The 21,864-nt window shown below is 40.3% G+C and carries 23 protein-coding genes; 12 read left to right on the forward strand and 11 right to left on the reverse strand.

The window, feature by feature from the left end:
• Positions 1 to 900 precede the first annotated feature (900 nt).
• Positions 901 to 1,068, reverse strand: coding sequence for a hypothetical protein (locus H6G75_RS23455; RefSeq protein WP_190982361.1), 168 nt, complete (start codon positions 1,066 to 1,068; stop codon positions 901 to 903).
• Positions 1,069 to 1,179: 111 nt separating this feature from the next.
• Here H6G75_RS23455 and H6G75_RS23460 point away from each other — a divergent pair, with 111 nt between their 5' ends.
• From H6G75_RS23460 to H6G75_RS23475, 4 genes are all read left to right on the forward strand, one after another.
• Positions 1,180 to 1,383 carry a hypothetical protein gene (locus H6G75_RS23460; protein ID WP_190982362.1) on the forward strand — a complete coding sequence of 68 codons (204 nt, stop codon included), beginning with the start codon at positions 1,180 to 1,182 and terminating at the stop codon, positions 1,381 to 1,383.
• 298 nt (positions 1,384 to 1,681) lie between these two features.
• The gene (locus H6G75_RS23465; protein WP_190982363.1) at positions 1,682 to 1,957 is read left to right on the forward strand and encodes a HetP family heterocyst commitment protein; all 276 of its coding nucleotides are present in this window, start codon (positions 1,682 to 1,684) and stop codon (positions 1,955 to 1,957) included.
• 217 nt (positions 1,958 to 2,174) lie between these two features.
• Positions 2,175 to 3,029, forward strand: a complete 855-nt coding sequence (gene trpC / locus H6G75_RS23470) for an indole-3-glycerol phosphate synthase TrpC (RefSeq protein ID WP_190982364.1) — start codon at positions 2,175 to 2,177, stop codon at positions 3,027 to 3,029.
• A 163-nt stretch (positions 3,030 to 3,192) separates the two neighbouring features.
• On the forward strand, positions 3,193 to 3,891 hold the full coding sequence (locus H6G75_RS23475) for an HAD family hydrolase (RefSeq protein ID WP_190982365.1): 699 nt from the start codon (positions 3,193 to 3,195) through the stop codon (positions 3,889 to 3,891).
• A 59-nt stretch (positions 3,892 to 3,950) separates the two neighbouring features.
• On the opposite strand, the gene H6G75_RS23480 is transcribed toward H6G75_RS23475, so the two are convergent.
• Positions 3,951 to 4,574, reverse strand: a complete 624-nt coding sequence (locus H6G75_RS23480; RefSeq protein WP_190982366.1) for a CPP1-like family protein — start codon at positions 4,572 to 4,574, stop codon at positions 3,951 to 3,953.
• Between the two features lie 594 nt (positions 4,575 to 5,168).
• On the opposite strand from H6G75_RS23480, the gene H6G75_RS23485 reads away from it, so the two are divergent.
• Positions 5,169 to 5,888: a response regulator transcription factor gene (locus H6G75_RS23485; RefSeq protein ID WP_190681899.1), complete on the forward strand. Its 720-nt coding sequence runs from the start codon at positions 5,169 to 5,171 to the stop codon at positions 5,886 to 5,888.
• Positions 5,889 to 6,055: 167 nt separating this feature from the next.
• Here the strand turns inward: H6G75_RS23485 and H6G75_RS23490 are convergent, their stop codons facing one another.
• From H6G75_RS23490 to H6G75_RS23500, 3 genes are all read right to left on the reverse strand, one after another.
• On the reverse strand, positions 6,056 to 6,253 hold the full coding sequence (locus H6G75_RS23490; RefSeq protein ID WP_062297234.1) for a DUF2811 domain-containing protein: 198 nt from the start codon (positions 6,251 to 6,253) through the stop codon (positions 6,056 to 6,058).
• Positions 6,254 to 6,793: 540 nt separating this feature from the next.
• The gene (gene hisIE, locus H6G75_RS23495; protein ID WP_190982367.1) at positions 6,794 to 7,444 is read right to left on the reverse strand and encodes a bifunctional phosphoribosyl-AMP cyclohydrolase/phosphoribosyl-ATP diphosphatase HisIE; all 651 of its coding nucleotides are present in this window, start codon (positions 7,442 to 7,444) and stop codon (positions 6,794 to 6,796) included.
• 97 nt (positions 7,445 to 7,541) lie between these two features.
• Positions 7,542 to 7,736 carry a ChaB family protein gene (locus H6G75_RS23500; protein WP_062297230.1) on the reverse strand — a complete coding sequence of 65 codons (195 nt, stop codon included), beginning with the start codon at positions 7,734 to 7,736 and terminating at the stop codon, positions 7,542 to 7,544.
• Positions 7,737 to 7,844: 108 nt separating this feature from the next.
• On the opposite strand from H6G75_RS23500, the gene hemL reads away from it, so the two are divergent.
• Entirely contained in the window at positions 7,845 to 9,143 is a 1,299-nt protein-coding gene (gene hemL, locus H6G75_RS23505) for a glutamate-1-semialdehyde 2,1-aminomutase (protein WP_190982368.1), read from the forward strand.
• Positions 9,144 to 9,218: 75 nt separating this feature from the next.
• Here the strand turns inward: hemL and H6G75_RS23510 are convergent, their stop codons facing one another.
• Positions 9,219 to 9,380: a metallothionein gene (locus H6G75_RS23510; RefSeq protein ID WP_190982369.1), complete on the reverse strand. Its 162-nt coding sequence runs from the start codon at positions 9,378 to 9,380 to the stop codon at positions 9,219 to 9,221.
• Positions 9,381 to 9,722: 342 nt separating this feature from the next.
• Here H6G75_RS23510 and H6G75_RS23515 point away from each other — a divergent pair, with 342 nt between their 5' ends.
• The gene (locus tag H6G75_RS23515) at positions 9,723 to 11,342 is read left to right on the forward strand and encodes a serine/threonine-protein kinase (protein WP_190982370.1); all 1,620 of its coding nucleotides are present in this window, start codon (positions 9,723 to 9,725) and stop codon (positions 11,340 to 11,342) included.
• A gap of 559 nt (positions 11,343 to 11,901) precedes the next feature.
• Positions 11,902 to 12,510 (forward strand): FHA domain-containing protein, encoded by a 609-nt coding sequence (locus tag H6G75_RS23520; protein ID WP_313934904.1) that lies wholly within the window; start codon positions 11,902 to 11,904, stop codon positions 12,508 to 12,510.
• A gap of 194 nt (positions 12,511 to 12,704) precedes the next feature.
• On the opposite strand, the gene recA is transcribed toward H6G75_RS23520, so the two are convergent.
• Positions 12,705 to 13,775 carry a recombinase RecA gene (recA, locus tag H6G75_RS23525; RefSeq protein ID WP_190982372.1) on the reverse strand — a complete coding sequence of 357 codons (1,071 nt, stop codon included), beginning with the start codon at positions 13,773 to 13,775 and terminating at the stop codon, positions 12,705 to 12,707.
• Positions 13,776 to 14,072: 297 nt separating this feature from the next.
• Here recA and xseA point away from each other — a divergent pair, with 297 nt between their 5' ends.
• Both xseA and xseB read left to right on the forward strand, forming a co-directional pair.
• Entirely contained in the window at positions 14,073 to 15,320 is a 1,248-nt protein-coding gene (gene xseA, locus H6G75_RS23530; RefSeq protein ID WP_190982373.1) for an exodeoxyribonuclease VII large subunit, read from the forward strand.
• Positions 15,320 to 15,553: an exodeoxyribonuclease VII small subunit gene (gene xseB, locus H6G75_RS23535; RefSeq protein WP_190589358.1), complete on the forward strand. Its 234-nt coding sequence runs from the start codon at positions 15,320 to 15,322 to the stop codon at positions 15,551 to 15,553. Before xseA ends, xseB begins: the two co-directional genes overlap by 1 nt.
• 193 nt (positions 15,554 to 15,746) lie before the next feature.
• On the opposite strand, the gene H6G75_RS23540 is transcribed toward xseB, so the two are convergent.
• Positions 15,747 to 16,160, reverse strand: a complete 414-nt coding sequence (locus tag H6G75_RS23540) for a heavy metal-responsive transcriptional regulator (protein WP_190982374.1) — start codon at positions 16,158 to 16,160, stop codon at positions 15,747 to 15,749.
• A 41-nt stretch (positions 16,161 to 16,201) separates the two neighbouring features.
• Positions 16,202 to 16,414 (reverse strand): hypothetical protein, encoded by a 213-nt coding sequence (locus H6G75_RS23545; protein WP_190982375.1) that lies wholly within the window; start codon positions 16,412 to 16,414, stop codon positions 16,202 to 16,204.
• 36 nt (positions 16,415 to 16,450) lie between these two features.
• On the opposite strand from H6G75_RS23545, the gene H6G75_RS23550 reads away from it, so the two are divergent.
• Both H6G75_RS23550 and H6G75_RS23555 read left to right on the forward strand, forming a co-directional pair.
• The gene (locus tag H6G75_RS23550) at positions 16,451 to 18,958 is read left to right on the forward strand and encodes a PAS domain S-box protein (RefSeq protein ID WP_190982376.1); all 2,508 of its coding nucleotides are present in this window, start codon (positions 16,451 to 16,453) and stop codon (positions 18,956 to 18,958) included.
• 106 nt (positions 18,959 to 19,064) lie between these two features.
• The gene (locus H6G75_RS23555; RefSeq protein ID WP_242051617.1) at positions 19,065 to 21,215 is read left to right on the forward strand and encodes a PAS domain-containing sensor histidine kinase; all 2,151 of its coding nucleotides are present in this window, start codon (positions 19,065 to 19,067) and stop codon (positions 21,213 to 21,215) included.
• A gap of 52 nt (positions 21,216 to 21,267) precedes the next feature.
• On the opposite strand, the gene H6G75_RS33135 is transcribed toward H6G75_RS23555, so the two are convergent.
• Together H6G75_RS33135 and H6G75_RS23560 are read right to left on the reverse strand one after the other, a co-directional pair.
• Entirely contained in the window at positions 21,268 to 21,414 is a 147-nt protein-coding gene (locus H6G75_RS33135; RefSeq protein ID WP_242051618.1) for a hypothetical protein, read from the reverse strand.
• A 3-nt stretch (positions 21,415 to 21,417) separates the two neighbouring features.
• Positions 21,418 to 21,774 carry a Uma2 family endonuclease gene (locus H6G75_RS23560; protein WP_242051619.1) on the reverse strand — a complete coding sequence of 119 codons (357 nt, stop codon included), beginning with the start codon at positions 21,772 to 21,774 and terminating at the stop codon, positions 21,418 to 21,420.
• Between the last annotated feature and the right edge of the window lie 90 nt (positions 21,775 to 21,864).

A 21,864-nucleotide genomic window follows, 5' to 3' on the forward strand; every position in this document is an offset into this window, starting at 1 on the left:
CCGGAATTTATCAATCACAATTTATCTATTTTAGCTTTCTAAATGGGTATAAAATCAAAACTAAAATAGTATAAATGTATATAGCAATTTAGAATTTAAACAATCCCATAACCACAACTGTGCTGTAAACTGACATACCGCATGTTTTAGGACTCAAAATTTTCATCAGTCCCCTATCTATTTTTGAGAATTACACTATCTACTTTACACACTTGCAATCTGCTATGGTTTGTCAAGAATGCGTAGGTTCAATTTTTTGTTTTTGTTCATATAATATTTAATTTTGGAAATTTTACTCCCTATGGAATCTAACTATAAAATAATCAGCAAAATCATCTGCCTCTAGATATAAATAAATCAATGAATAAGCTAAATTACCCACTTAAGAAGATGAATTAGGAGATATACATCCGTCCTTAGAAATAAAAAACATTAATTTTTTATGTGTTTTAAAACACAATTAAATTAACTCTTTAGACAAAAAAATCTAAAAAGAGCCAGACATTGATTATGCTTCAGATTATGTAATATCCCTGCATTATTGGTGTTTCTTCAAATAGCAGAGATTTGGCAAAAATTAATTAATACTTAGGGCTTATGCTTGATTCCAGAAAAAGTTTAGTACGCTGATTTCCAACTCCCTTACAGTACAAGTAAATTCGGAAATCAAACTAGATTTCTCTAGCAAGAGCGAAATAATAGATAGGTCTAGCAAAACAATCATCATATATCTGCGACCTAATATTCAGTAGTCTTAACAAAGAAGCAGTTTCTGCAACACGGTTTAGTAATAGGGGCGGGATTATGGATAAATCAATCTCGCAAATCACAATGCTGGTTGATGCCTATCCACCCCTATTTTCAAATTCTTTTGGTGCTGATTGATTTAGTGCTGTAGTCTCAAACTTGTTTTATTGCAGTAGCGAGATTGATGGGAAAATCCAGCGATCGCGCCATACTTGCTGCAACAGGTTCCCAGAAATGCCGATGATTTGTGATTCCTTCACCTACCACACCTTGGGCGATGTTCATATATGCTGCACTATCACTGAAGGCAAAATGTTTCACCTGGATTCTCACGAATCTCCAGGACGATAGTTTGATCAATCCCCCACTGGAATTAACCACAAGGGAGAAAGCTTTCACCATCTCGGCACTTTGCGATCTCACTCAAGTATTATGGCCACCGTTATGGGAGTGTTTATCCCACCCCCGCAAATGTTGGCAATTAGCCGCAATCGGCAATACAGCACAGAATTATTTGCAGAAGAAGAAAACAGCAAACAACCGTCAGCTCATCTTCAGTATGAATTTGCCACTACACATGGCAACACTCTTCATCTACCACACAGGTCAATGTCTTCTACCGAAACAATCAGGTGAGTATGCCAAATGAGTTGAGGTGGCATTCGACTACTTTCGCCAGGTTCTAAGTCAAAATTTTTCGGTGGGAGCAATTGATCGGAAAATTATGAACCACGGTTAACTACGATTAAAAAAGTTTTCATTGATATACACTTCATTTTTGGGGGCAAATATGTCGGTGTATATCGATAGCCTAGCCTATAATTGTCCGTCTTATTTATATCCGTGAAATAATAGGCGGATACCCTGAACAGAGTTTTGGTACTAAATATAATCCAACCTAGAAATCTGGGATTACAGCCAAAAAGAGGGTTTTATGTATCAACTAGATAACCTACAAAACGCTAAACCAATTAATACAGAACAAGTTGAACAAATTATTAAAGCCATAATTGCAGGTAAATACTCCTGGGCATGTGTTCTAATGCTGAGATTTTCTGGTTATAACCCTATAGATTACATTCCCTACCGTACCTATATTCGTCTCCTGAAAAATAACTACCTTCTCCACGGCACAAAGCCAAAACAAGCTGAAGATTCTGAGCGGAAATTAAACGTTTTTGACATCAAATCAAATTGGGTTAGCTCTTAAAATCGAACTATCTATTTAGCCTTATCTTCCTGAAAAACCCTGCATTAGCCAGATATTTCTGGCTGATGTTCATATTTTTTATTGCAATTTATAGCAGACTTTATTGCTATAAATGCCAAAAAACTCGTTGGAAAAATTTCTACTCAGCATAATTTATTATGCTGATGTGAATACTTCATGTTTTTAATTCATTTCACTTGCCAATTTTTGACAACTTATGATTTACCCGACGACTACCGTGAATCCTCATCTCCAACCTATGTTAAGAGAAATTGTGTTGCAGAAAAAGCAAGAAGTATCACAGATTCAACAACACATGTCCTTAGCTTCCTTGCAACGTCAGTTAACAGCTGCACCCACCGTCCGAGATTTCTTAACAGCCTTACAACAAAATCCTTATAGTCCTAGTTTAATTGCAGAAATTCAAAAAGCATCTCCTGGTTATGGGATGATTCGCGCAGACTTTGATGCTATTGCGATCGCCAAAGCCTACGAACGTGCTGGTGCGGCTTGTATTTCTGTCTTCACCGAACGGACATTTTTTCAAGGTAGTTTTGAAAGTTTGCGGATGATTCGCCACAAAGTATCAGTACCACTGCTTTGTAAAGAGTTTATTATTGATCCCTGCCAAATTTATTTAGCACGAGCCGCAGGTGCAGATGCAGTTCTACTGATAGCCGCAATTCTTACAGATAGACAACTGCAAGATTTTCAACGCATCATTCATTATTTGGGGATGAGTGCCTTAATAGAAGTACATACCTTAGCTGAACTTGATCGGGTATTGCAGCTAGATGATGTCCGCTTGATTGGCATTAACAACCAAAGTCTAGTAGACTTTACCGTCGATATCGGCACAACTCAAAGACTACTAGCCGCTAGGCGATCGCAAATTCACAACTTGGGTGCGATCGTCGTCAGTGAATCAGGACTTTACACCCACACTGATTTATCCTTGATGGCAGCAGCTGGTACCAACGCCGTTTTAATCGGCGAATCTTTAATCAAAGAAACAGATATAGAACAAGCTGTCAGGCGCTTACTTAACATCGATTCTTCAAAATTCCAATAGTTAGTCTTCTTTCCTATTCCCCACTCATTAACTTTCAAATCGTTGGGTTTTGGATTGCTTAACCCAACAATTTGAAATAAATATTTACATCAATTAACCAAATAATGACTATTGATACATAATTAGGATACTCTTAAGAAAAATTAACATTTAAATTCCGCCGATGCTAAGACTATTTACCGACTTCGACGGCCCCATTGTTGATGTTTCTGAACGGTACTATCGTGTTTATCAATATTGTTTGCAAAAAACCCAACTTCCAGGACAAGCAGTACGACAACTAAGTAAAGCTGAATTTTGGCAACAAAAACGAGCTAGAATTCCTGAAAAACAAATTGCCTTAAATTCTGGACTTGATGAAGCACAAGCACAAGAATTTTCGCAACTAAGGCGGAAAACAGTACATACAGAACCTTATTTTGACTATGACACCTTAGTACCAGGTGCTGTAGAAGCATTAGCAAAAATTCAAGCTGCCGGAGTTGACTTAGCAGTCATGACCATGCGGCGAGTTTGGGAATTAGACTTTGCCTTTCAAAAATTTGATTTAGGGAGGTTTTTTCCCGAAAATCGCCGTTATTGTCTGAGCAATGACTATGTTAAAACCCGTGACATTGATGATAAGCCATTGTTAATGGCCAGAGCCTTAAAAGAACTGTCTCTCGTTAGCGATACTTGGATGGTGGGAGATACAGAAGCCGATATCACTGCCGCTAAAACTCATAATATTAAAGTTATGGCTGTAGAATCTGGTATCCGCGATCGCGCTCAACTAGAACTATACCGCCCCGATTTGATTGTTCCGAATTTAAGTTCAGCCGTAGCTCTCATCCTAGAAAAGAGTACTCTCACCCTCAAATAATAAATATGGGTAGCAGAATCAATCATCTGCTACCCATAATCAATGCCAAATTTTGTATATTACCGCAGGAAGCTACTAATTAACCACAATAATATAAAAGTGAACACCGTAGAAAATTGTTCAGGATTCAGCCTCACCAAACTGAGTTGTGGTAAACCGCTGGCAATCAATCCGCCAATAATCAAGCCTAAAATTAGACCAATCAGCGTTAACAAAACAGCTCTACCGAACTTACCTTCTTTACGATTGAGAAAGTAAACACTAATACCTACCCCAACCACCAACGCCAACTGTAAAACTTGATCACCAGAGGCGGGATAGAAAATACCAATAGCACTCAAACCTAAATACCAAGCACCTGGTAACAGTACATCTGCCGTTGTTGGCTGATCTAATAGCCTCTGAAGCCATGCAGGCGACTGTTCACGAGGAGTTGAAACTTCTTTAGGAGGAAATTGGACTCGCAGTTCTGGGAAGCGGATTCGCTCAGGTACTTTAATTTTGCCTTCCTGACGCATCCGTAACCGATCCATTAAAATCGCATCATAAGACGCTTCAATGAGTTCCAGAGCCTTAGCATCGCCACTGTGTTGCTCCAATAGGCGATTGCGAGCATCCTGAATTTCATCAAAGCTAGCATCTTCGGACACCCCAAGTTTGTCGTAGGGATTTTGATCGCTCATGGGAGTTTACACTTCAGCCTTAGTCAGCAGCGGTATTTTGCTTTTTGGAAAACAACTTTAGGTTTTGCCTAGATTTAAACAAATGTTGCAAGCAACTTATATGCTCTACCAGGATAGTAGCACGGGTAAGTTGAATTGACCCAGGAAATTTAACTATAGCAACTTTAACATATTGCTAGAACTCCGTGTATCCCCTCATGTCGTTGGCCAGTGGTGGCTTTACTCTAGAATTTGAACTAAGACTTCTTAAAACTTATTTTTTTATGAAAAAATTAATTTTTATGTTTCAAATTTGGCAATTTACCGTGCCTTGAGACAATTTAGATGAACCAGCTTCACAATCACTAGTGGTATCCATAAGCATATCGATATTAAAATTGAAAAGCTTTAAATTACCACGTAATTGGGAGTAGGAAATTTCCCGAAGTTACAAAACTGCTGTGACTCATATTGAGACTATCTCATGATTTGACATCAAATTGCCATTAAAATGGCTGCATCTCAAGTACGAGAACACCAGCAAAGTTTGTGTAACAATCCCAAAGTACGCAATTCTCCTGTTAATCTTACGAATTTTTGTGCAAAGTGATGGTCATGGCTCCTGCCAAGATTCTTGTAGTTGATGACGACCCTGCGGTTCGCAACTTAATCCAACGCTTTTTGATTAAGCAGAACTATCAGGTGGAGGCGGCTGAGGATGGTAAAACAGCCTTGGCGCTATTCGAGCAATTTAACCCTGACTTGGTAATTTTAGACGTAAACTTACCAGACGTGATCGGGTTCAACCTCTGCCAAGAGATGCAAAGTCGTAATGGTGTGTTTGTTCTCATGCTCACTAGCCGTGCGGATGAAGCTGACAAGATTCGCGGCTTTGCTAAAGGTGCTGATGACTATCTCACCAAGCCATTTGGTTTAGGAGAGTTAGAAGTCAGAGTCGCCGCGATTTTACGGCGACAACGGGTTGTGACAACAGCAGAACAAAAACGCCTGGTTTTTGAAAAACTGATGATTGATCCCGTTCGGCGGGAAGTGACATTAAACAACCAGCCAGTACCCCTAACAGCATTAGAATTTGACTTACTGCATTTTTTAGCCAGCCATCCGGGTCGAGTTTGGCGACGAGCCGAACTTATTCAAGAGGTTTGGGATTATGAATATGTTGGCGACCAACGGGTTGTCGATGTACATATCGGTCAAATTCGGAAGAAAATTGAAGCTGATGCCAGTCAACCAGCATTAATTCAGACTGTACGCGGTGTAGGTTACAAGTTTGAATGTCCTACTCATTCCCCGCAATTGGAAACTAACCCTTGAATTAATTATTTCATAATTAATACTAAGTCAGGGCGAACAAATGTTCGCCCTGACTTAGTATTATGTATTCTGTTTTTGTCTCAGTCCTGATTGATATAGCGATCGCCAAGACAGTTAACATATCAGGAATATCACCTGTCACCTGTCACCTGTCCCCTACTACATAACTAGCAGTTGTGGAATAAAGTTTCTAAATAAACACGAGCCGCACGGCGATCGCTATCCCCATTTTGGAGTAAAAACAGTGACAAAGCTGCTGTTAACACACGGGTTTGATCCCAATCAGGGTGAGTTTCTAAATAAGTTTTGAGCGATTCATGGAGTGTTTCGGGAATTTCCGTAAAAATGCTCACCTTTGTGTTCATGAGATTTTCCTTCTCTGAGGTCGATCAAGCGAATTTACTGCCACTCTTGAAGCAAAAAATCAAAATTGTCGCTTCTGTTGCCTCCAAACATCTCAGGAATTTTTTATTTTCCCAGATAAATTCGGGTAGAAATAAAGTGCCAGTCGCATCATTGTGCTTCAAGAGGGGGTGGTTTTGTCAATGCTGCGAAATGTTAACAAAAGTGCTTAAGAAAAGAAAAACTCACGGAATAATCAGGGTTTAGCCTGAGTTTTTGTTACATAAATTCACAAAAACTCAGTCACTGAAACCAGCTACAACCATCACCCCAAAATCCCCAGTAACCCAGCAACTGCTGATCATCTCGTAGTATGTCTGTGGAAAACTACTCAACACCCTGTGGAAACCCTGTGGAATCAGTGAGGAAAAGTTCAGCGAATGATAAGAATTACAAAAAGTTTGAAGGCAGAAGTTAGGAGTCAGGAAAATTACTTTCATCCTCTACTTTCCACTCCCTACTCCCGGTTGGTGAGCGTAGCCGAACCACTACTCCCCACATCCCTAACGTCTCCGTTCTTGCAGCTTCCGATAGACAGCCTTTAAATCAACTTGATGATGAGCCAAAGCAACCAAGGTGTGATATAGCAAATCCGCAACCTCGCCTGCAATGGCTTCTGGCTCATCATCCTTAAAAGCCATCACAACCTCAGCCGATTCTTCCCCAATCTTTTTCAAAATCTTGTTATCGCCACCTGCGAACAACTTGCAAGTATAAGAACTTTCTGTGGGGTGGTCGCGGCGATCGCAAATCACCTGAAACACCTGAGATAATGTATCGGCTGGTGGTAGTTGAATTTTGCCATCTACTTGATGAAAACAACTGCGCTCACCCGTATGACAAGCAATATCTCCGATTTGCTCCACCCCAATTAACAAGGCATCACTATCACAGTCATAGCGAATGCTCTGCACTTTTTGAATATGTCCCGAAGTCCCGCCCTTATGCCATAACTCTTGACGCGAACGACTCCAAAACCAAGTTTCTCCAGTTTCCAAAGTCTTTTGTAACGATTCCCGATTCATCCAAGCCATCATCAAGACAGTACCATCCAAATAGTCCTGCACAATAGCCGCTACCAAACCCCGTTCGTCGTAGCGAATTTCTTCAACGGGAATAGCCTGGTGGAATGAATGTGGTTCGGTAGAAAACATACCAGCTTACTTGCTCTAACAACAATGATTCATGGATTCACGATACCATTCTCAATATGACAGCTGGCATGTTTTCTCAAAATGAAAATTTAATTATCTAGCCTGAAACAACAACATTTCTGTCCATTGCAGACTGCATCCTCACAGCACTTAGCGCCACTTGGTGAGCTTTCGATGCTTCACCATACCAATGGAGAGCCGAGTTAAAAGCTGCACGGTAAAGTTCCTGGTATGCCTCAGATAACCGAGTTCGGATTTCTAAAGGCAAGTCTTCATTGGACTTATACAACATAGTTGTTATTTTCCTGGTTCAGCTATTTCTATAGGATAGAAATTATGCACAGTATTTAACCCTATCCTAAGATAGAGCTTTTTTCTTTCTCACTTTTAGGAGAGAACCTTGGTAAACACCACAATTAAAACCACAAAATCACAAGAAATTTTCGCCGCCGCCCAAAACCTCATGCCAGGAGGAGTTAGTTCTCCTGTAAGAGCATTTAAATCTGTAGGTGGTCAACCCATTGTTTTTGACCATGTTAAAGGGGCATACATCTGGGATGTTGATGGCAACCAATACATCGACTATGTAGGCACTTGGGGGCCTGCGATTTGCGGTCACACTCATCCAGAAGTGATCGCAGCACTTCATGAAGCTTTAGAAAAAGGTACTAGTTTTGGTGCGCCATCAGTTCTGGAAAACGTACTCGCAGAAATGGTGATTGATGCTGTTCCCAGCATCGAAATGGTCAGATTTGTCAACTCTGGGACAGAAGCTTGTATGGCAGTTTTGCGGCTGATGCGAGCTTTTACCAATCGTGAGAAAATCATCAAATTTGAAGGCTGTTACCACGGACATGCTGATATGTTCTTGGTCAAAGCTGGTTCCGGTGTAGCGACCCTGGGTTTACCCGACTCCCCAGGAGTACCAAAATCAGCAACCAGCAGCACCCTTACAGCTCCTTTCAATGACCTAGAAGCCGTCAAAGCCTTGTTTGAAGAAAACCGCGACCAGATTGCTGGTGTCATTCTAGAGCCAGTGGTTGGGAATGCAGGGTTTATTCCTCCTGATGCTGGTTTTCTAGAAGGTCTACGAGAACTCACCCACGAGCATGGCGCTTTATTAGTATTTGATGAAGTCATGACAGGCTTCCGTATCGCTTATGGTGGCGCTCAAGAGAAATTTGGCATTACCCCCGATTTGACCACACTAGGTAAAGTCATTGGTGGTGGTTTACCAGTCGGAGCCTACGGCGGACGGCGGGATATTATGTCCATGATTGCCCCTGCTGGCCCTGTGTATCAAGCAGGTACTCTTTCTGGGAATCCTTTGGCAATGACAGCTGGGATTAAAACTCTGGAATTGCTACAAAAACCTGGTACTTATGAGTATCTTGACCGAATTACGCAAAAATTAGCAGCCGGTTTATTGCAAATTGCTCAAGAAACTGGTCACGCTGCTTGTGGTGGTCAGATTAGCGCCATGTTTGGCTTATTCTTTACTTCTGGGCCTGTTCATAACTATGAAGATGCCAAAAAGTCAGATACTGCCAAATTTGGACGTTTTCATCGCGGAATGTTAGAACGTGGTGTTTATTTAGCACCGTCTCAGTTTGAGGCTGGCTTTACTTCTTTGGCACATACTGACGAAGATATTGAACAGACTCTTGCTGTGGCACGGGAAGTGTTATCTAGTCTGTGAAAATAGAGGCTAGATGTTAGGGGTTAGATGTTAGAGAAAAACACTAGCCCCTAGTCTCCAGGCTCTAGCCCCTAATCAACAACCACAACCACTATGGCCACAGCCTTTTTGGTTTTTATGGCCTTCAGCACAGCCTTCAGAGCAATAGTATTTGCCATCTTTATTAATCGCCTCTTCAACAGAAACAATACAAAGACAATTCGGACAGGCACATTTCATTTGGGTGACAGCTGTCATAGTTTTCTCCACTTACTCTTTGAGATTGTTTTATAACATGTGAATACATGTTCAGATGTTAACTAAAATAACAAGCAGCAAGAGCTTTACTTACGTGAACGTAAAAATACGTAGAATTTTGAGTCAAAAATCACTTATTACACAAATAGCTTGATAACTACTGACGATCGCGCTGCAAATCAGCTATCTTGTTGTGATGATCGCTTAGATAAACCAGTCAAACTTTAGGAACTCTTCAAAGGATTTCCAGCATAAATTACCTGCCCAGAGTAGGTTTTGGTCTAAATAATTAAACTAGAGCGTTATGCTCCCAGCCATTTTCGCGCAGCGAGTTGACAGTGCATGAGCTACTGCTTGAATCCAACCTGTCCCAATCCAGAAAATGTGGTATATAGCCAAAGGTGTCAGTCTTGCGGCTCGCGCCTACTGCTGCGCGATCGCTATCGGGTGAGTAAACCGTTAGGTCAAGGAGGCTTTGGCGCAACTTTTCTGGCTCAGGATGAAGCTTTACCAGGAGAACCAAGTTGCGTTATCAAGCAACTAAGACCATCAGGAAACGCACCCCATGTTTTGCAAATGGCGCGAGAACTCTTTGAGCGAGAAGCCAGAACATTAGGTAAAATTGGTAACCACCCTCAAGTCCCCAGATTACTTGACTATTTTGAAGAACAGGAACAATTCTATCTAGTTCAGGAATATATTAGCGGTGCTACCTTGCAACAGGAAGTCAAAGCTAATGGCGTATTGACTGAAGTTGGCGTGAAACAATTTTTGAGTGAGATGTTACCTGTACTACAATACATCCACGAGCAGAAGGTAATTCACCGTGATATCAAACCAGCCAACTTAATTCGTCGTACCCAAGATGCCAGAATGGTGCTAATTGACTTTGGTGCTGTCAAAAACCAAGTCACGCAAGCTGCGCCGAGTCAATCAGGGCATACTGCATTAACCGCCTATGCAATTGGAACTCCTGGCTTCGCACCTCCAGAACAAATGGCGATGCGTCCGGTTTACGCCAGTGATATTTACGCCCTGGGAGTAACTTGTATTTATTTGCTCACCAGCAAAACCCCTAAAGATTTAGATTACAACCCCACCACCGGGGAAATGATGTGGGAACATTTGGTGCATGTGAGTGATCACTTGACAGGTGTGTTGCGAAAAATGTTAGATGTTTCCGTCCGCAATCGCTACCAGTCAGCAGCAGATGTTCTCCGCGCATTAGAAATGGAGCCTTACTTAGATAGTTTGGCTAAAAGCTTGCTAGTAAAATCGGAAAATAATACTAAAGAAAAAACACCACAGCGTGGAGAAAACTCGGCAATTTTATGCAGCAATCCTTCCGCAGTTGGAGGTACTGCGACAGGAGTAGCACAGGTAGCCGCAGCAATTCGCGCCCGCAGAGCAAAAATTGCCGAAGCCGCATCTTCCGATCAAGGTGGAATGCGTGCAGCCTCTGTAGGTAAACCCGGAATGTTACCTAACAGTCATAGTAATAGTGCAAGTAATCAACAATCTAAAGCTGGACGCAGATTAGATAGCCAAACTTTATTAACAGCCTATCTCAAGGGAAGAAGAGATTTTGCCTTACACAATTTAAACTTTCTCAACCTCCAAGGTAGTGAATTGTCAGAAACCAATTTTCATTCGGCTCAACTGCAAAGCACTAATCTTCAAGGTGCAAATCTTCACAACAGTGATTTTGGTAGAGCTAGTCTCACCCGCGCTAATCTCAGAGATGCAAATTTAAGCAAAGCTTATTTCAATCATGCTGATTTAGAGGGAGCAGATTTACGAGGTGCTGATCTCAGCTACGCCCATCTGAGTAATGCTAATCTCAGAGGCGCTAATTTATGTGGTGCTAATCTGACTGGTGCCAAAATTTTAGATGAGCAACTGGCTCTAGCCAAAACTAATTGGATGACAGTACGCCCGAATGGAAAACGTGGTTTATTGTAATTCCAGATTAAAAGAAAACAGAAAAATCCTCATAAATAAATTTGAATAACTCAAATTAAAAATTAAGTATTGATACTCAATACTTAATTTTTGTTTTTGGATTAATTCTGAAATTAATCCTGTAGATTTAATCTTTCTAATATTACTTAAGAAATACTTAAATTATTCTTAATGATTAGCATCTGTTAAAATAAGACTACAGTAATTTACAATATAAAACGAAATAAAACAATTTTTTTTAAAAAAACTAAAGTTGCATGATATTCATACTAAGTACCAAAATATAAGTAGGAATTCTTAGTCAAAATCATCCAACTCAATTCTCGGAAGTTGCTAAATTTTGAAAATAGCAGCGAAAACTCAAAAAGCCACTGTTCCTGATTGTAGGCTGAGAAAAAAGTTCATGACCGACATCAGCAAGTTAAATCTATTCACAGTAAAAACTTCAGATAAAATCGCTGAGTTCCAGAGTAAAGAAATAGAACGAAGACTAAATTTATATCAGGTATTTGTCAAGTTGTATGAACAACATAGTGTACTTCTAAATGACATGCTTCAGATGGAAGGCCTATCATTGCCTGCTGAGACAGGATTAAATACAAGTTATGTACAGGGTGTAGTAGATGATGAGAAGGTTTACTTGGTAACTAATTTAGGTGAAAGCCAAAGCCAGACTTTACTACAACCGCAGCGAATTTGGACAATTGGACGCGATCGCCACAGTGGTATCTGTATTAATGATAAATACTTATCTCGTCGTCATGCGGCTATCCAATATGATGAAGACGGATTTTACCTGGTCGATTTTAAAAGTACAAATGGTTCCTTTGTCAATGGCGAACGAGTCTATGAAACAATTAAACTCAAAGAAGGCGATCGCATCCGTATCGGTAGTCTGAGTTTTTATTTTTTCAATAATCAAACTTCTCGCGTTTTACCAACGGTAGCTATTGAGTTACTTATGCAGCTTTCATCTCGCAAAAACTGTAACTTAGATGATACCTTAAGTCACGTTGCGCCCGGAAAATACGTACCTGAAATTACTGATAAGGCTATTCCATTTACTAAAAACCTCGGTTTAGACTATCAACATAGCTATGATGGTTTTAGTACAGAACAGAAATCCGACATTTTAGATAGGTTTTTCAGCCGAGTTACGCCTTCTTAGCTATGAACAAGTTTAAGATTTTCTAATTTGATTTTTGCAATAGCATTCCTAAATCATTCGTGAACCAAAAGATCCCCGACTTCTTGAAGAAGTCGGGGATCTGATCCTCTCGATTTTCACAACTCATTTAGGATTACTAAATTAGTGGCGTATGTCTTTTCGCCACTAATTGATTCACTGTTCAATAGTCAATACTATTCTTCCTCTTCGTATTCTTCTTCCTCATCTTCACTGGCTTTAGCTACAGAATTAGCAGAAACAACAGCACCCATATCAAGTTTTTGGCGCACTTGTTGTTTAATTTGTTCAGCAAATTCTGGCTTTTCTTCTAAGTATTTAATTGCGTTATCTCGACCTTGAGAAATGTTGTCGCCGTTATAGCTATACCAAGCACCTTTACGAGTTAAAACACCTGTTTCTTCGGCTATATCAACCAAACAACCTAAAATTGACACTCCCTTACCGAAAATAATGTCAAATTCTGCCACTCTAAAAGGTGGTGCGACTTTGTTTTTAGCAACTTTTACCTTAACGCGGTTCCCAAATTCATCAGTCCCTTTTTTCAAGGTTTGAATGCGACGAATATCTAAACGCACAGAAGCATAAAACTTCAACGCATTACCACCTGTTGTAGTTTCTGGGCTACCGTAGGTAACACCGATTTTTTGCCGTAATTGGTTGATGAAAATTACTGTACAACCAGATTTACCAATATTACCCGTGATTTTACGGAGAGCTTGGCTCATCAAACGAGCTTGTAAACCGACGTGTGCGTCTCCCATATCGCCTTCGATTTCAGCGCGGGGAACTAATGCTGCTACTGAGTCGATAACTACAATGTCAACAGCAGATGAACGCACCAATTGATCAACAATTTCTAACGCTGCTTCCCCAGTATCAGGTTGAGAAACCAGTAAATTTTCGATATCTACACCTAAAGCCGCCGCATAAGTCGGGTCTAGGGCGTGTTCTGCATCCACAAAGGCAGCAATTCCGCCTTGTCTCTGCACTTCAGCCAGCGCGTGTAGGGCGACTGTGGTTTTACCAGAACTTTCTGGGCCATAAATCTCAATTACCCGCCCTTTGGGCAAACCACCACCCAGGGCTAAATCTAAGGTGAGTGCGCCTGTGGAAATTGTCTCCACCCGCATCCGGGTTGCATCACCCAGGCGCATAATAGCACCTTTACCGAAGCTGCGCTCAATCTGGTTGAGTACCATATTCAGGGCTTTTTGCTTACCGGAATTGTCAGTGTTGATAGCCATTACTGCCTCTATCTATATATATGGATTTATGGAGTGTTAGGTTTGGAGTCGAAGTAGAACAGATATACTATTTTAGCCAGAAAATGCGGAAATCGGATTTCTCTAAGAAACAAACGTCACAACTTTGATTAGTCTTTACCCCCCTCAACTATTATGGCTTTCGCCAGGTCTAGTGGTAAGTTATTCCCGTCTCAGCAAAATTTTATCTGAAGTGTTCAGGACTACCAATCTGAAAAATACACGGTTTTGTTAGGATTTGGATAGAAGTTTTGCTAGTTTATTCGGCCCCCTTAATTGATGACTTCTGATTTTACTGACTCTGTAATTTTCAATACAGCACTTTCGGTAGCTGGGTTAACTGATTATATCCGGTTGCTGTTAGAGCAAGATGAGCAACTACGACAAGTTTGGATCACAGGGGAAGTTTCCAGCGCCAATCATCATCGCAGTGGTTTATTTTTTACACTCCAAGACCCGGATGGGACAGCAGCGATTAAGTGCGTGGTGTGGAATAGTCAAGTAGCGAAACTTGTGCAGATTCCTGCGGTTGGTGAACAGATAATTATTTTGGGGAGTATACGCTTGTATCCCCAAAGAGGAGAGTATCAGTTAACGGTTTGGCAAGCTTTACCTGCGGGTGTGGGTTTACAAGCATTACGCTACCAACAATTACGTAATCGCTTGTTAGCGGAAGGGTTATTTGACCCCGAAAAAAAGCGGCCGCTACCGCCCCATCCCCAAACGATCGCAGTTGTGACTTCACCCACGGCTGCGGCTTGGGGCGATATTCAAAAAACCCTTAAACATAGATATCCGGGCTTACAAGTATTATTTTCGCCAGCCACAGTACAAGGCGAACAAGCACCAGAATCAATAGTGAAAGCGATCGCTAGAGTTGAAAAAGATGGTCGGGCTGAGGTGCTAATTTTATCACGAGGTGGTGGGGCAGTTGAGGAATTAGCTTGCTTTAATGATGAGCGAGTCGTCAGGTCTGTGGCAGAATGTTCTATCCCGGTAATTACGGGGATTGGTCATCAACGAGATGAATCTTTAGTTGATTTAGCGGCTGATGTCTGCGTACATACACCGACAGCCGCCGCCGAATTAGTTGTGCCGTCACTATCAGAATTGTCTGCTCAACATCAGCAGCGAATTGATGCTTTGTATGATGCTGTGTATGAGGTGAGGACATCGGCCGTCAATCAACTGCAAACATTACGTAATCGCTTGCAACGTGTAGGGTTAGATAGACAAGTCAAACAAGAAATGCAAAAGTTGGGCTGGAAACGTCAGCAACTTTTACAAGTTACTAGCCAGCGATCGCAACAAGCCACACAGCATTTAGAATTGTTGCGCCAGAAGTTAGCTACCCTTGACCCGAAGGCGGTGTTACAGCGAGGTTATGCCGTGGTACGCCAAGAAAATGGGGCGATCACGCGTCATGCAAATGAGTTAACTGTTGGTCAAGAATTGTTGGTTCAGTTGGGGCAGGGAGAAGTTAAAGTAAAAGTTATGGAAGTGACGACTAAAACCCTAAACGATTAATGGTTAAACGTAAAAGTTCCTCGGATGCGGAAGCGATCGCAAATGTGAATTACGAGGCAAAGGTATCAGAAATTGAAAAAATTATCGCCCGCATTGAAGCGGGTGAATTGGAATTAGAAGCAGTATTTGAACAGTTTGCCACTGCTGTTGAGTATTTACGTCAGTGTGAAAGCTTCTTGCAACAACGACAAAAGCAAGTAGATTTATTAATTGAAACTTTAAATGATGATTGAAGAATTCAGAAGTCAGAATTAATTAGTGGCGGGATTCAGAGACAGTGAAATCGAAATATTGACTCTTATCGATAATATTTAAGTAAGTCAGTGGGAAAAAATAAAACTAAGTTAAGAAAGGTAAACACAGCTAATATCCTCTTTACTCCTGCCTCCTGCCTTGCCATAACGATAATTTTTAACACTGAGCTACTTATTCATTTTCAATGATGGGGCAAATAGTAGAGTGAGAATGATCAGGTTTGATTTCCCAACCAGAAAGTAAGCCGGATAATTCTTGCCGCAAAATCATTAATTGTTGAATTTGTTCATCAATAGCTTTTACCTTGTCTTCTAATTTTGCTTTGATATGTTCACAAGGTAATTGACCACTATCATGAACATTTAAAAACTCTTTAATTTCTGACAAACTTAAACCTAAACTTTGAGCGCGTTTGATAAAGTGCAGTCGTGCTAAAACATCAGAGTTAAATAATCTAAATCCGCCTTCGGTTCTAGCTGATGATTTAAGTAGACCGAGTTCTTCGTAGTAGCGAATAGTTTTAATTGGTACACCGCTTTCTTTGGCAACTACACCAATTTGTTTTGCTGCTGTTGGGGTGAACATAATTCGTAAACTTTTAGTCAGAGATAATTACTGATCTTATCTTAAACTCTCCACTCAGATGGAGATTCAAAAGAAAATACTTTCCGGGCATCAACTAATTTACAATCCAAAGTGGTGTGAGCCAATGGTTCACCCGATTGGGTGAATGCGATCGCCCCATCAAGAATTAACCTGAAATAAGGCCGGGTTTTGCTGCTGTTAGCACTGATGTTCACAACAGCAAAATTGTCGCCATAGCTACCATCTCTTGACAAATTGCGTCAGTTGCTTGGGTATCAAAGGGTGAAATAGTGGATGAAGCCTTAAAATTACTACGTAAACTTGAATTTCCGCCAGAGACTATCACTTTGTTGGACAAAATTGCTGCTATTTTACCAGGGATGATTTTTCAATTCCGACAACAGGCGGATGGTTCCCAGGTGGTTTTATACGTAAGTTCTGGTTGTCGAGACTTGTCAGAATTAGAACCAGAACTAATTCAAGCAGACTGGCAAATTTTATACCAGCTAATTCACCCGGAAGATAGAACCAAGTTTAAAAAATCTCTGGTTGTAGCTTTTGCAACACTTCAGCCCTGGCATTGGGAAGGCAGGATTATGACTCCCAGTGGTAAACTCAAGTGGATTCAAGGAGCTTGTCAACTAGAACCAGAAACCAACGGAGATATTCTCTGTAATGGCTTAGTGATAGATATCACTCTGAGAAAACAAACAGAAGAAGAGTTACGCACCAGTGAGGCGAGGTATCAAGCAATTTTGGCAGCAATTCCAGACTTGATGTTTCGGATGAGTCGTGATGGTGAATATCTTGATTTGAAAGGTGATGGTATCAGTCTCACTTTAACTAAAGAAGAGATAGTTGGTAAAAATATGCGAGATTTATTACCAAATGATCTAGCCTTAATTGGACAAGAAACCATTGCAAAAACTTTGGATGCTGGTACTTTGCAAACTTGCGAATATCAACTACCAACACCTCAAGGTATTCGTGATTATGAGGCGCGGTTAGTAGTTAGCGGTGCTGATGAAGTGTTAGCAATTGTTCGGGATATTACAGAGCGAAAACAAGTAGAAACTTCACTACAAAATTTGGCGCAAAAATTTTCTAAAGCTTTTAATTGCAGTCCAGATCCAATTAGTATTAGTACCCTCCAAGAAGGACGCTTCCTTGAAGTTAATGATAGTTTTATGCAGCTATCAGGCTATGAACAGAATGAAGTAATTGGTCATACAGCCTTTGATTTAAAAATCTGGGTAAATGAAAGCGATCGCACTCAATTAGTAGCAGATTTACAAACCAAGGGAGCCATTCGCAATTTAGAGTTTACATTTCGGCGCAAGTCCGGCGAAATTCGCACAACACTACTGTCTGCCGATGTGATTGATTTGGATGGCGTACCGTGTATTTTAGCGATTAATCATGATATTACCGCCCGTAAGCAAGCAGAAGCCCAAATGCGGTTGTCAGCACAACGTGATCGCCTATTAACAGAAACTTTGGTGAGAATTCGCTCTTCCCTGAATTTAGAGCAAATTCTCCAAACCACCGTCTCGGAAGTCAGGCAATTTTTACAAGCTGATCGGGTTTTTATTGGGTTGAATGATTATGAGGTGACAACTAAAACGGTAGCTGAATCAGTAGATCCAAAATATCCCTCTGTATTAGGTTGGACACCAGAAGATAAAAGTTATTTGCAAGAATTAAAAACTATTTTTGCAACTCATCGTGTGCGTGTAGTTGAAGATGTCAGCAAAGTGACAGTATCGCCAAAATTACAAGCCAATTATCAACAATTTCAGACTAGGGCAAGTTTGGCTGTACCAATTATGTTAGGTGAAGAATTAATTGGTGCCTTAGTTGCTAATCAATGTTCTGGGCCGCGTCAATGGCAACCGATAGAAATCGACTTACTTCAGCAATTATCAGAACAATTAGCGATCGCCATTCAGCAAGCTCAACTTTACCAAGAACTCGCAGAACTCAACACCAACCTAGAACGCCAAGTCGAAGAACGCACCGCCCAACTGCAACAAAAAATGCAAGAACTAGAAAAACTGCAACAAGTTAAAGATGTGGTGTTGCATACCGTCGCCCATGATTTACGCACCACAGTCATGGGTAACTTGATGGTACTGAAGAATTTGCAGGAGAATGGGGTTGGAGAACAATCATCGCCTGTTCTATTCTGTTCCTCTACACTGCCATCAGAAAGTTCTTCCCAGTCAATTCCTGTACCTAGTTCAATAATTGAACGGATGATTCAAGGGAACGATCGCCAACTAACAATGATTAACTCTTTATTAGAAATTCATTGCTGTATGGAACAAGGTGTTACTATAAATCTCCAGCAGGTAAACTTAAACACACTCCTCGAAAAAATTCTGCCCGACATCCAACCACTGTTGTGGCAAAATCAAGCAACGTTGGAAAATTTAATCAACGAAGATTTGCCATCTATTAAGACAGATCCCACACAGTTACAAACAGTGTTGCTGACCTTGTTGATTTATAGTTTGCAACAGAATCCCCCAGGGTTGAAATTTTCGCTAACAGCCACCGTTATGGAAAGTATGATCAAAATTCAAATTGAACATAACGGTGTCACCATGAGTAAAACAGAAAGCGATCGCCTCTTTGATTTATATGTGCGAGAACCCCAAGCACCTTGTTCCACAATTTTAGGGTTGAAGATGTATTTATGTCGCCAAATTATTCAAGCACATGGCGGCGAAATTGGTGTCATTAGTAACCGCAAACGAGGATTAACATTTTGGTTCACATTGTCTGTAGCCGATTAGTCGTCAAAATGTACCCATAACTGATCATAATAAAGACGAAGGTGTGCGAAATGCGGGAAAATAAAAAAACACCTGCGATGGTATGGTCAAAGTTGGTAAGACACTAATGGCTAACTTATTGCAAAAATTTGGAATTTGGTGGAAACAAGTTTTTTCGGCACCAAAAATAGATGTAATTACTGGTGAATATCAATCTTGGCGTAATCATTTTTTGTGGCAGCGATTACGGCTGTGGTTATGGCTGGCATTTATTTGTTTATTAACTTTTACTGTCCGCGATATTTATGATTTATTCTTTTCACTACAAGAATTAGCACAGCTACCAAGAATAGTTAGAATTCAGGGACTGGCGATTAATGTTTCCATGTTGCTGAGTTTATTTTTTTGTTTTACTTTACATAAAACTCGCTTCGGTCATCGTCACCCAGGTAGATTATTTTTAGGTACATCTTGGTCAGTTGGTTTTGCGTCTCAATTGTTCGCCACAATTAAAGGTTTCGCCTTACCAGATATTGTTGGTTGGTCGTTGCTATTTCTTAGTCAAGCTATATTTATGCCAGTGCGCTGGCCGCTACATTTTATCTCTCAGCTCAGTATTTTAGGTTATTATTTTATTGTTAATACTGCCTTGGGTTTAAAAACTCTTAAACCAGAACATCCAGAAATATATAATGTGACATTTGTTTTGTATATATTCTGGTTTTGTGTCATCTGTGATTTGGGAGTTTATTTATACGATCGCCTACAACGTTCGGAATTTTACGCCCGCAAAGAATTAGAATCAGCTAATCGTAAATTAGTCGTCGCCGAAGCCAAATATCGCAGTATTTTTGAAAATGCCATTGAAGGTATTTTTCAAAGTAGTCCTGATGGTCGATATATTACAGCTAATCCAGCATTAGCTAAAATTTATGGATATTCTTCGCCAGAAGAAGTTACAGCCAATTTTACAGATATTGAAAATCAATTATATGTTGATCCCAAGCGTCGGGCTGAGTTTGTGCGGTTAATTGAAAAGTATGGCATTATCTCCGAATTTGAATCACAAATTTATCGCCAAGACGGTAGTATTGTTTGGATTTCGGAAAAAGCTTATGCTGTGCGTGATGCAGATGGAAAACTACTTTATTATGAAGGGTTAATTGAAGATATTACCCAACGCAAACAAGCAGAAGAAGCATTACAAGAACAAATCGATTTCTTACAAGTTTTAATCGATACAATTCCCACTCCCGTTTTTTATAAGAATACTCAAGGTTTATACCTTGGATGCAACACAGCTTTTGAAGAAGTTCTTGGTTTACGAAAAGAACAAATTCTTGGTAAATCTGATTATGACTTAGCACCCAGAGAATTGGCTGACCAATATTATCACGCAGATATGACCTTGTTAGAGCAACAACAAGTCCAAACTTACGAAAGTTTTTTGGTGTTTGCTGATCAAACCAAACATGATGTCATATTTTACAAAGCAACCTTTTCTAAAGTTGATGGTTCCTTGGGCGGCTTAGTGGGGATAATTTTAGATATTAGCGAACTTCAGGCAGCATTGCGCGATCGCCAACGTAGCGAAGAAGCACTGCGAGTCTTTTTCCATGCAGTATCTCACGACTTACGTAACCCAGTTTTGGGTAGTTTGATGGTGCTGAAGAATTTGCTAGAGAATGGGGAAGAGGAGAGTAATGTGATTTCTCTACCCCGTACCACCTTAGAACGGATGGTGCAGAGTAGCGATCGCCAATTAAACTTAATTAACTCCTTGATGGAAGCCCATGTCAATGATATGCAAGGGTTAGTTTTACAGCGTCAACCTGTGCAATTAGATATGATTGTTGCAGATGCGATCGCAGATTTAGAACCAATGCTGCGAAAAAATCAAACTCATCTCATCAATCTTGTAAGTGCAGATTTACCATTAATCAACGCCGATTCAACGCAACTATGGCGAGTATTTTCTAACTTAATTGGCAATGCTATCAAACATAATTTGCCAGGATTGCAAATTACAATTAATGCCATAGTTGAAGGTGAAAAAATTTATTGTACCGTCAGCGATAATGGTGTTGGCATTAGCCCAGAACAAAGCCAAAGATTGTTTGATTTATATTTCCGTGGCAAGAATAACCCTTATTCTTTAGGTTTAGGCTTAGGCTTATATTTGTGTAAACAAATTGTTCAAGCGCATGGTGGTGAAATTGGTGTCCAAAGTGAATTGGAAACAGGTGTAACATTTTGGTTTACCCTACCAATTAGCTGAATATATAGCAGGGGACAGGTGATAGGTGACAGGGTGAAAAGCTTAAGTTTGATTATTCAGGAAAAAAGCAACTAATAGAACAACAAAATCCTGGTAAAAGTGGCGAAGTTATTTCATCATCACCTATCAAAGTTGCAACTAAAATTAACTGTAATTTTTCTCGTCGATAAACTTCCACTTGTTTAGTAAAGCGATTCAAAATTCAATACTCACGCACACCATGAATTGAATAAAGTTTCAGTTTTGCTTCCTTATCTCGACGTTCGTTTTGTGTAGCGGGAGATAATACTTCGATTACCAATTCTGGCGCGGCTGTTAAATGTCCTGCTTCATCTTCAATTTGGGCTAATTTTTCTCGGCTAACCCAAACTACATCGGGGATAACACTATCTGCTTCCGAAAAAATCAACCCAGCAGATATAATTGTCACGCCCAAACTACTAGACTCTGACCAAATATCAAGCTGGCGAAAAGTTTTACCACATATTTGTTGATGACGATAGTGAGGCGTGCGAGTTACAAATATAGCGTTTTCTACTCTGGTGAGGTGCAGTAACAAGAATGTGTAAACCAATTATAAATGTCATTTAATGAGACTTGGCTAAAAGCATTTTCAATCGCTTTCGCTAAATCAGAATAAGTTCTTGCT

It is taken from the genome of Nostoc sp. FACHB-280 (assembly GCF_014697615.1).
GTDB lineage: Bacteria > Cyanobacteriota > Cyanobacteriia > Cyanobacteriales > Nostocaceae > Nostoc_B.

Coding starts and splice junctions, on each gene's coding strand:
- H6G75_RS23460 (WP_190982362.1), top strand. CDS start 1,180: ATGGCCACCGTTATGGGAGTGTTTATCCCACCCCCGCAAATGTTGGCA.
- H6G75_RS23465 (WP_190982363.1), top strand. CDS start 1,682: ATGTATCAACTAGATAACCTACAAAACGCTAAACCAATTAATACAGAA.
- trpC (WP_190982364.1), top strand. CDS start 2,175: ATGATTTACCCGACGACTACCGTGAATCCTCATCTCCAACCTATGTTA.
- H6G75_RS23475 (WP_190982365.1), top strand. CDS start 3,193: ATGCTAAGACTATTTACCGACTTCGACGGCCCCATTGTTGATGTTTCT.
- H6G75_RS23480 (WP_190982366.1), bottom strand. CDS start 4,574: ATGAGCGATCAAAATCCCTACGACAAACTTGGGGTGTCCGAAGATGCT.
- H6G75_RS23485 (WP_190681899.1), top strand. CDS start 5,169: ATGGCTCCTGCCAAGATTCTTGTAGTTGATGACGACCCTGCGGTTCGC.
- H6G75_RS23490 (WP_062297234.1), bottom strand. CDS start 6,253: ATGAACACAAAGGTGAGCATTTTTACGGAAATTCCCGAAACACTCCAT.
- hisIE (WP_190982367.1), bottom strand. CDS start 7,444: ATGTTTTCTACCGAACCACATTCATTCCACCAGGCTATTCCCGTTGAA.
- H6G75_RS23500 (WP_062297230.1), bottom strand. CDS start 7,736: ATGTTGTATAAGTCCAATGAAGACTTGCCTTTAGAAATCCGAACTCGG.
- H6G75_RS23510 (WP_190982369.1), bottom strand. CDS start 9,380: ATGACAGCTGTCACCCAAATGAAATGTGCCTGTCCGAATTGTCTTTGT.
- H6G75_RS23515 (WP_190982370.1), top strand. CDS start 9,723: ATGAGCTACTGCTTGAATCCAACCTGTCCCAATCCAGAAAATGTGGTA.
- H6G75_RS23520 (WP_313934904.1), top strand. CDS start 11,902: ATGGAAGGCCTATCATTGCCTGCTGAGACAGGATTAAATACAAGTTAT.
- recA (WP_190982372.1), bottom strand. CDS start 13,775: ATGGCTATCAACACTGACAATTCCGGTAAGCAAAAAGCCCTGAATATG.
- xseA (WP_190982373.1), top strand. CDS start 14,073: ATGACTTCTGATTTTACTGACTCTGTAATTTTCAATACAGCACTTTCG.
- xseB (WP_190589358.1), top strand. CDS start 15,320: ATGGTTAAACGTAAAAGTTCCTCGGATGCGGAAGCGATCGCAAATGTG.
- H6G75_RS23540 (WP_190982374.1), bottom strand. CDS start 16,160: ATGTTCACCCCAACAGCAGCAAAACAAATTGGTGTAGTTGCCAAAGAA.
- H6G75_RS23555 (WP_242051617.1), top strand. CDS start 19,065: ATGGCTAACTTATTGCAAAAATTTGGAATTTGGTGGAAACAAGTTTTT.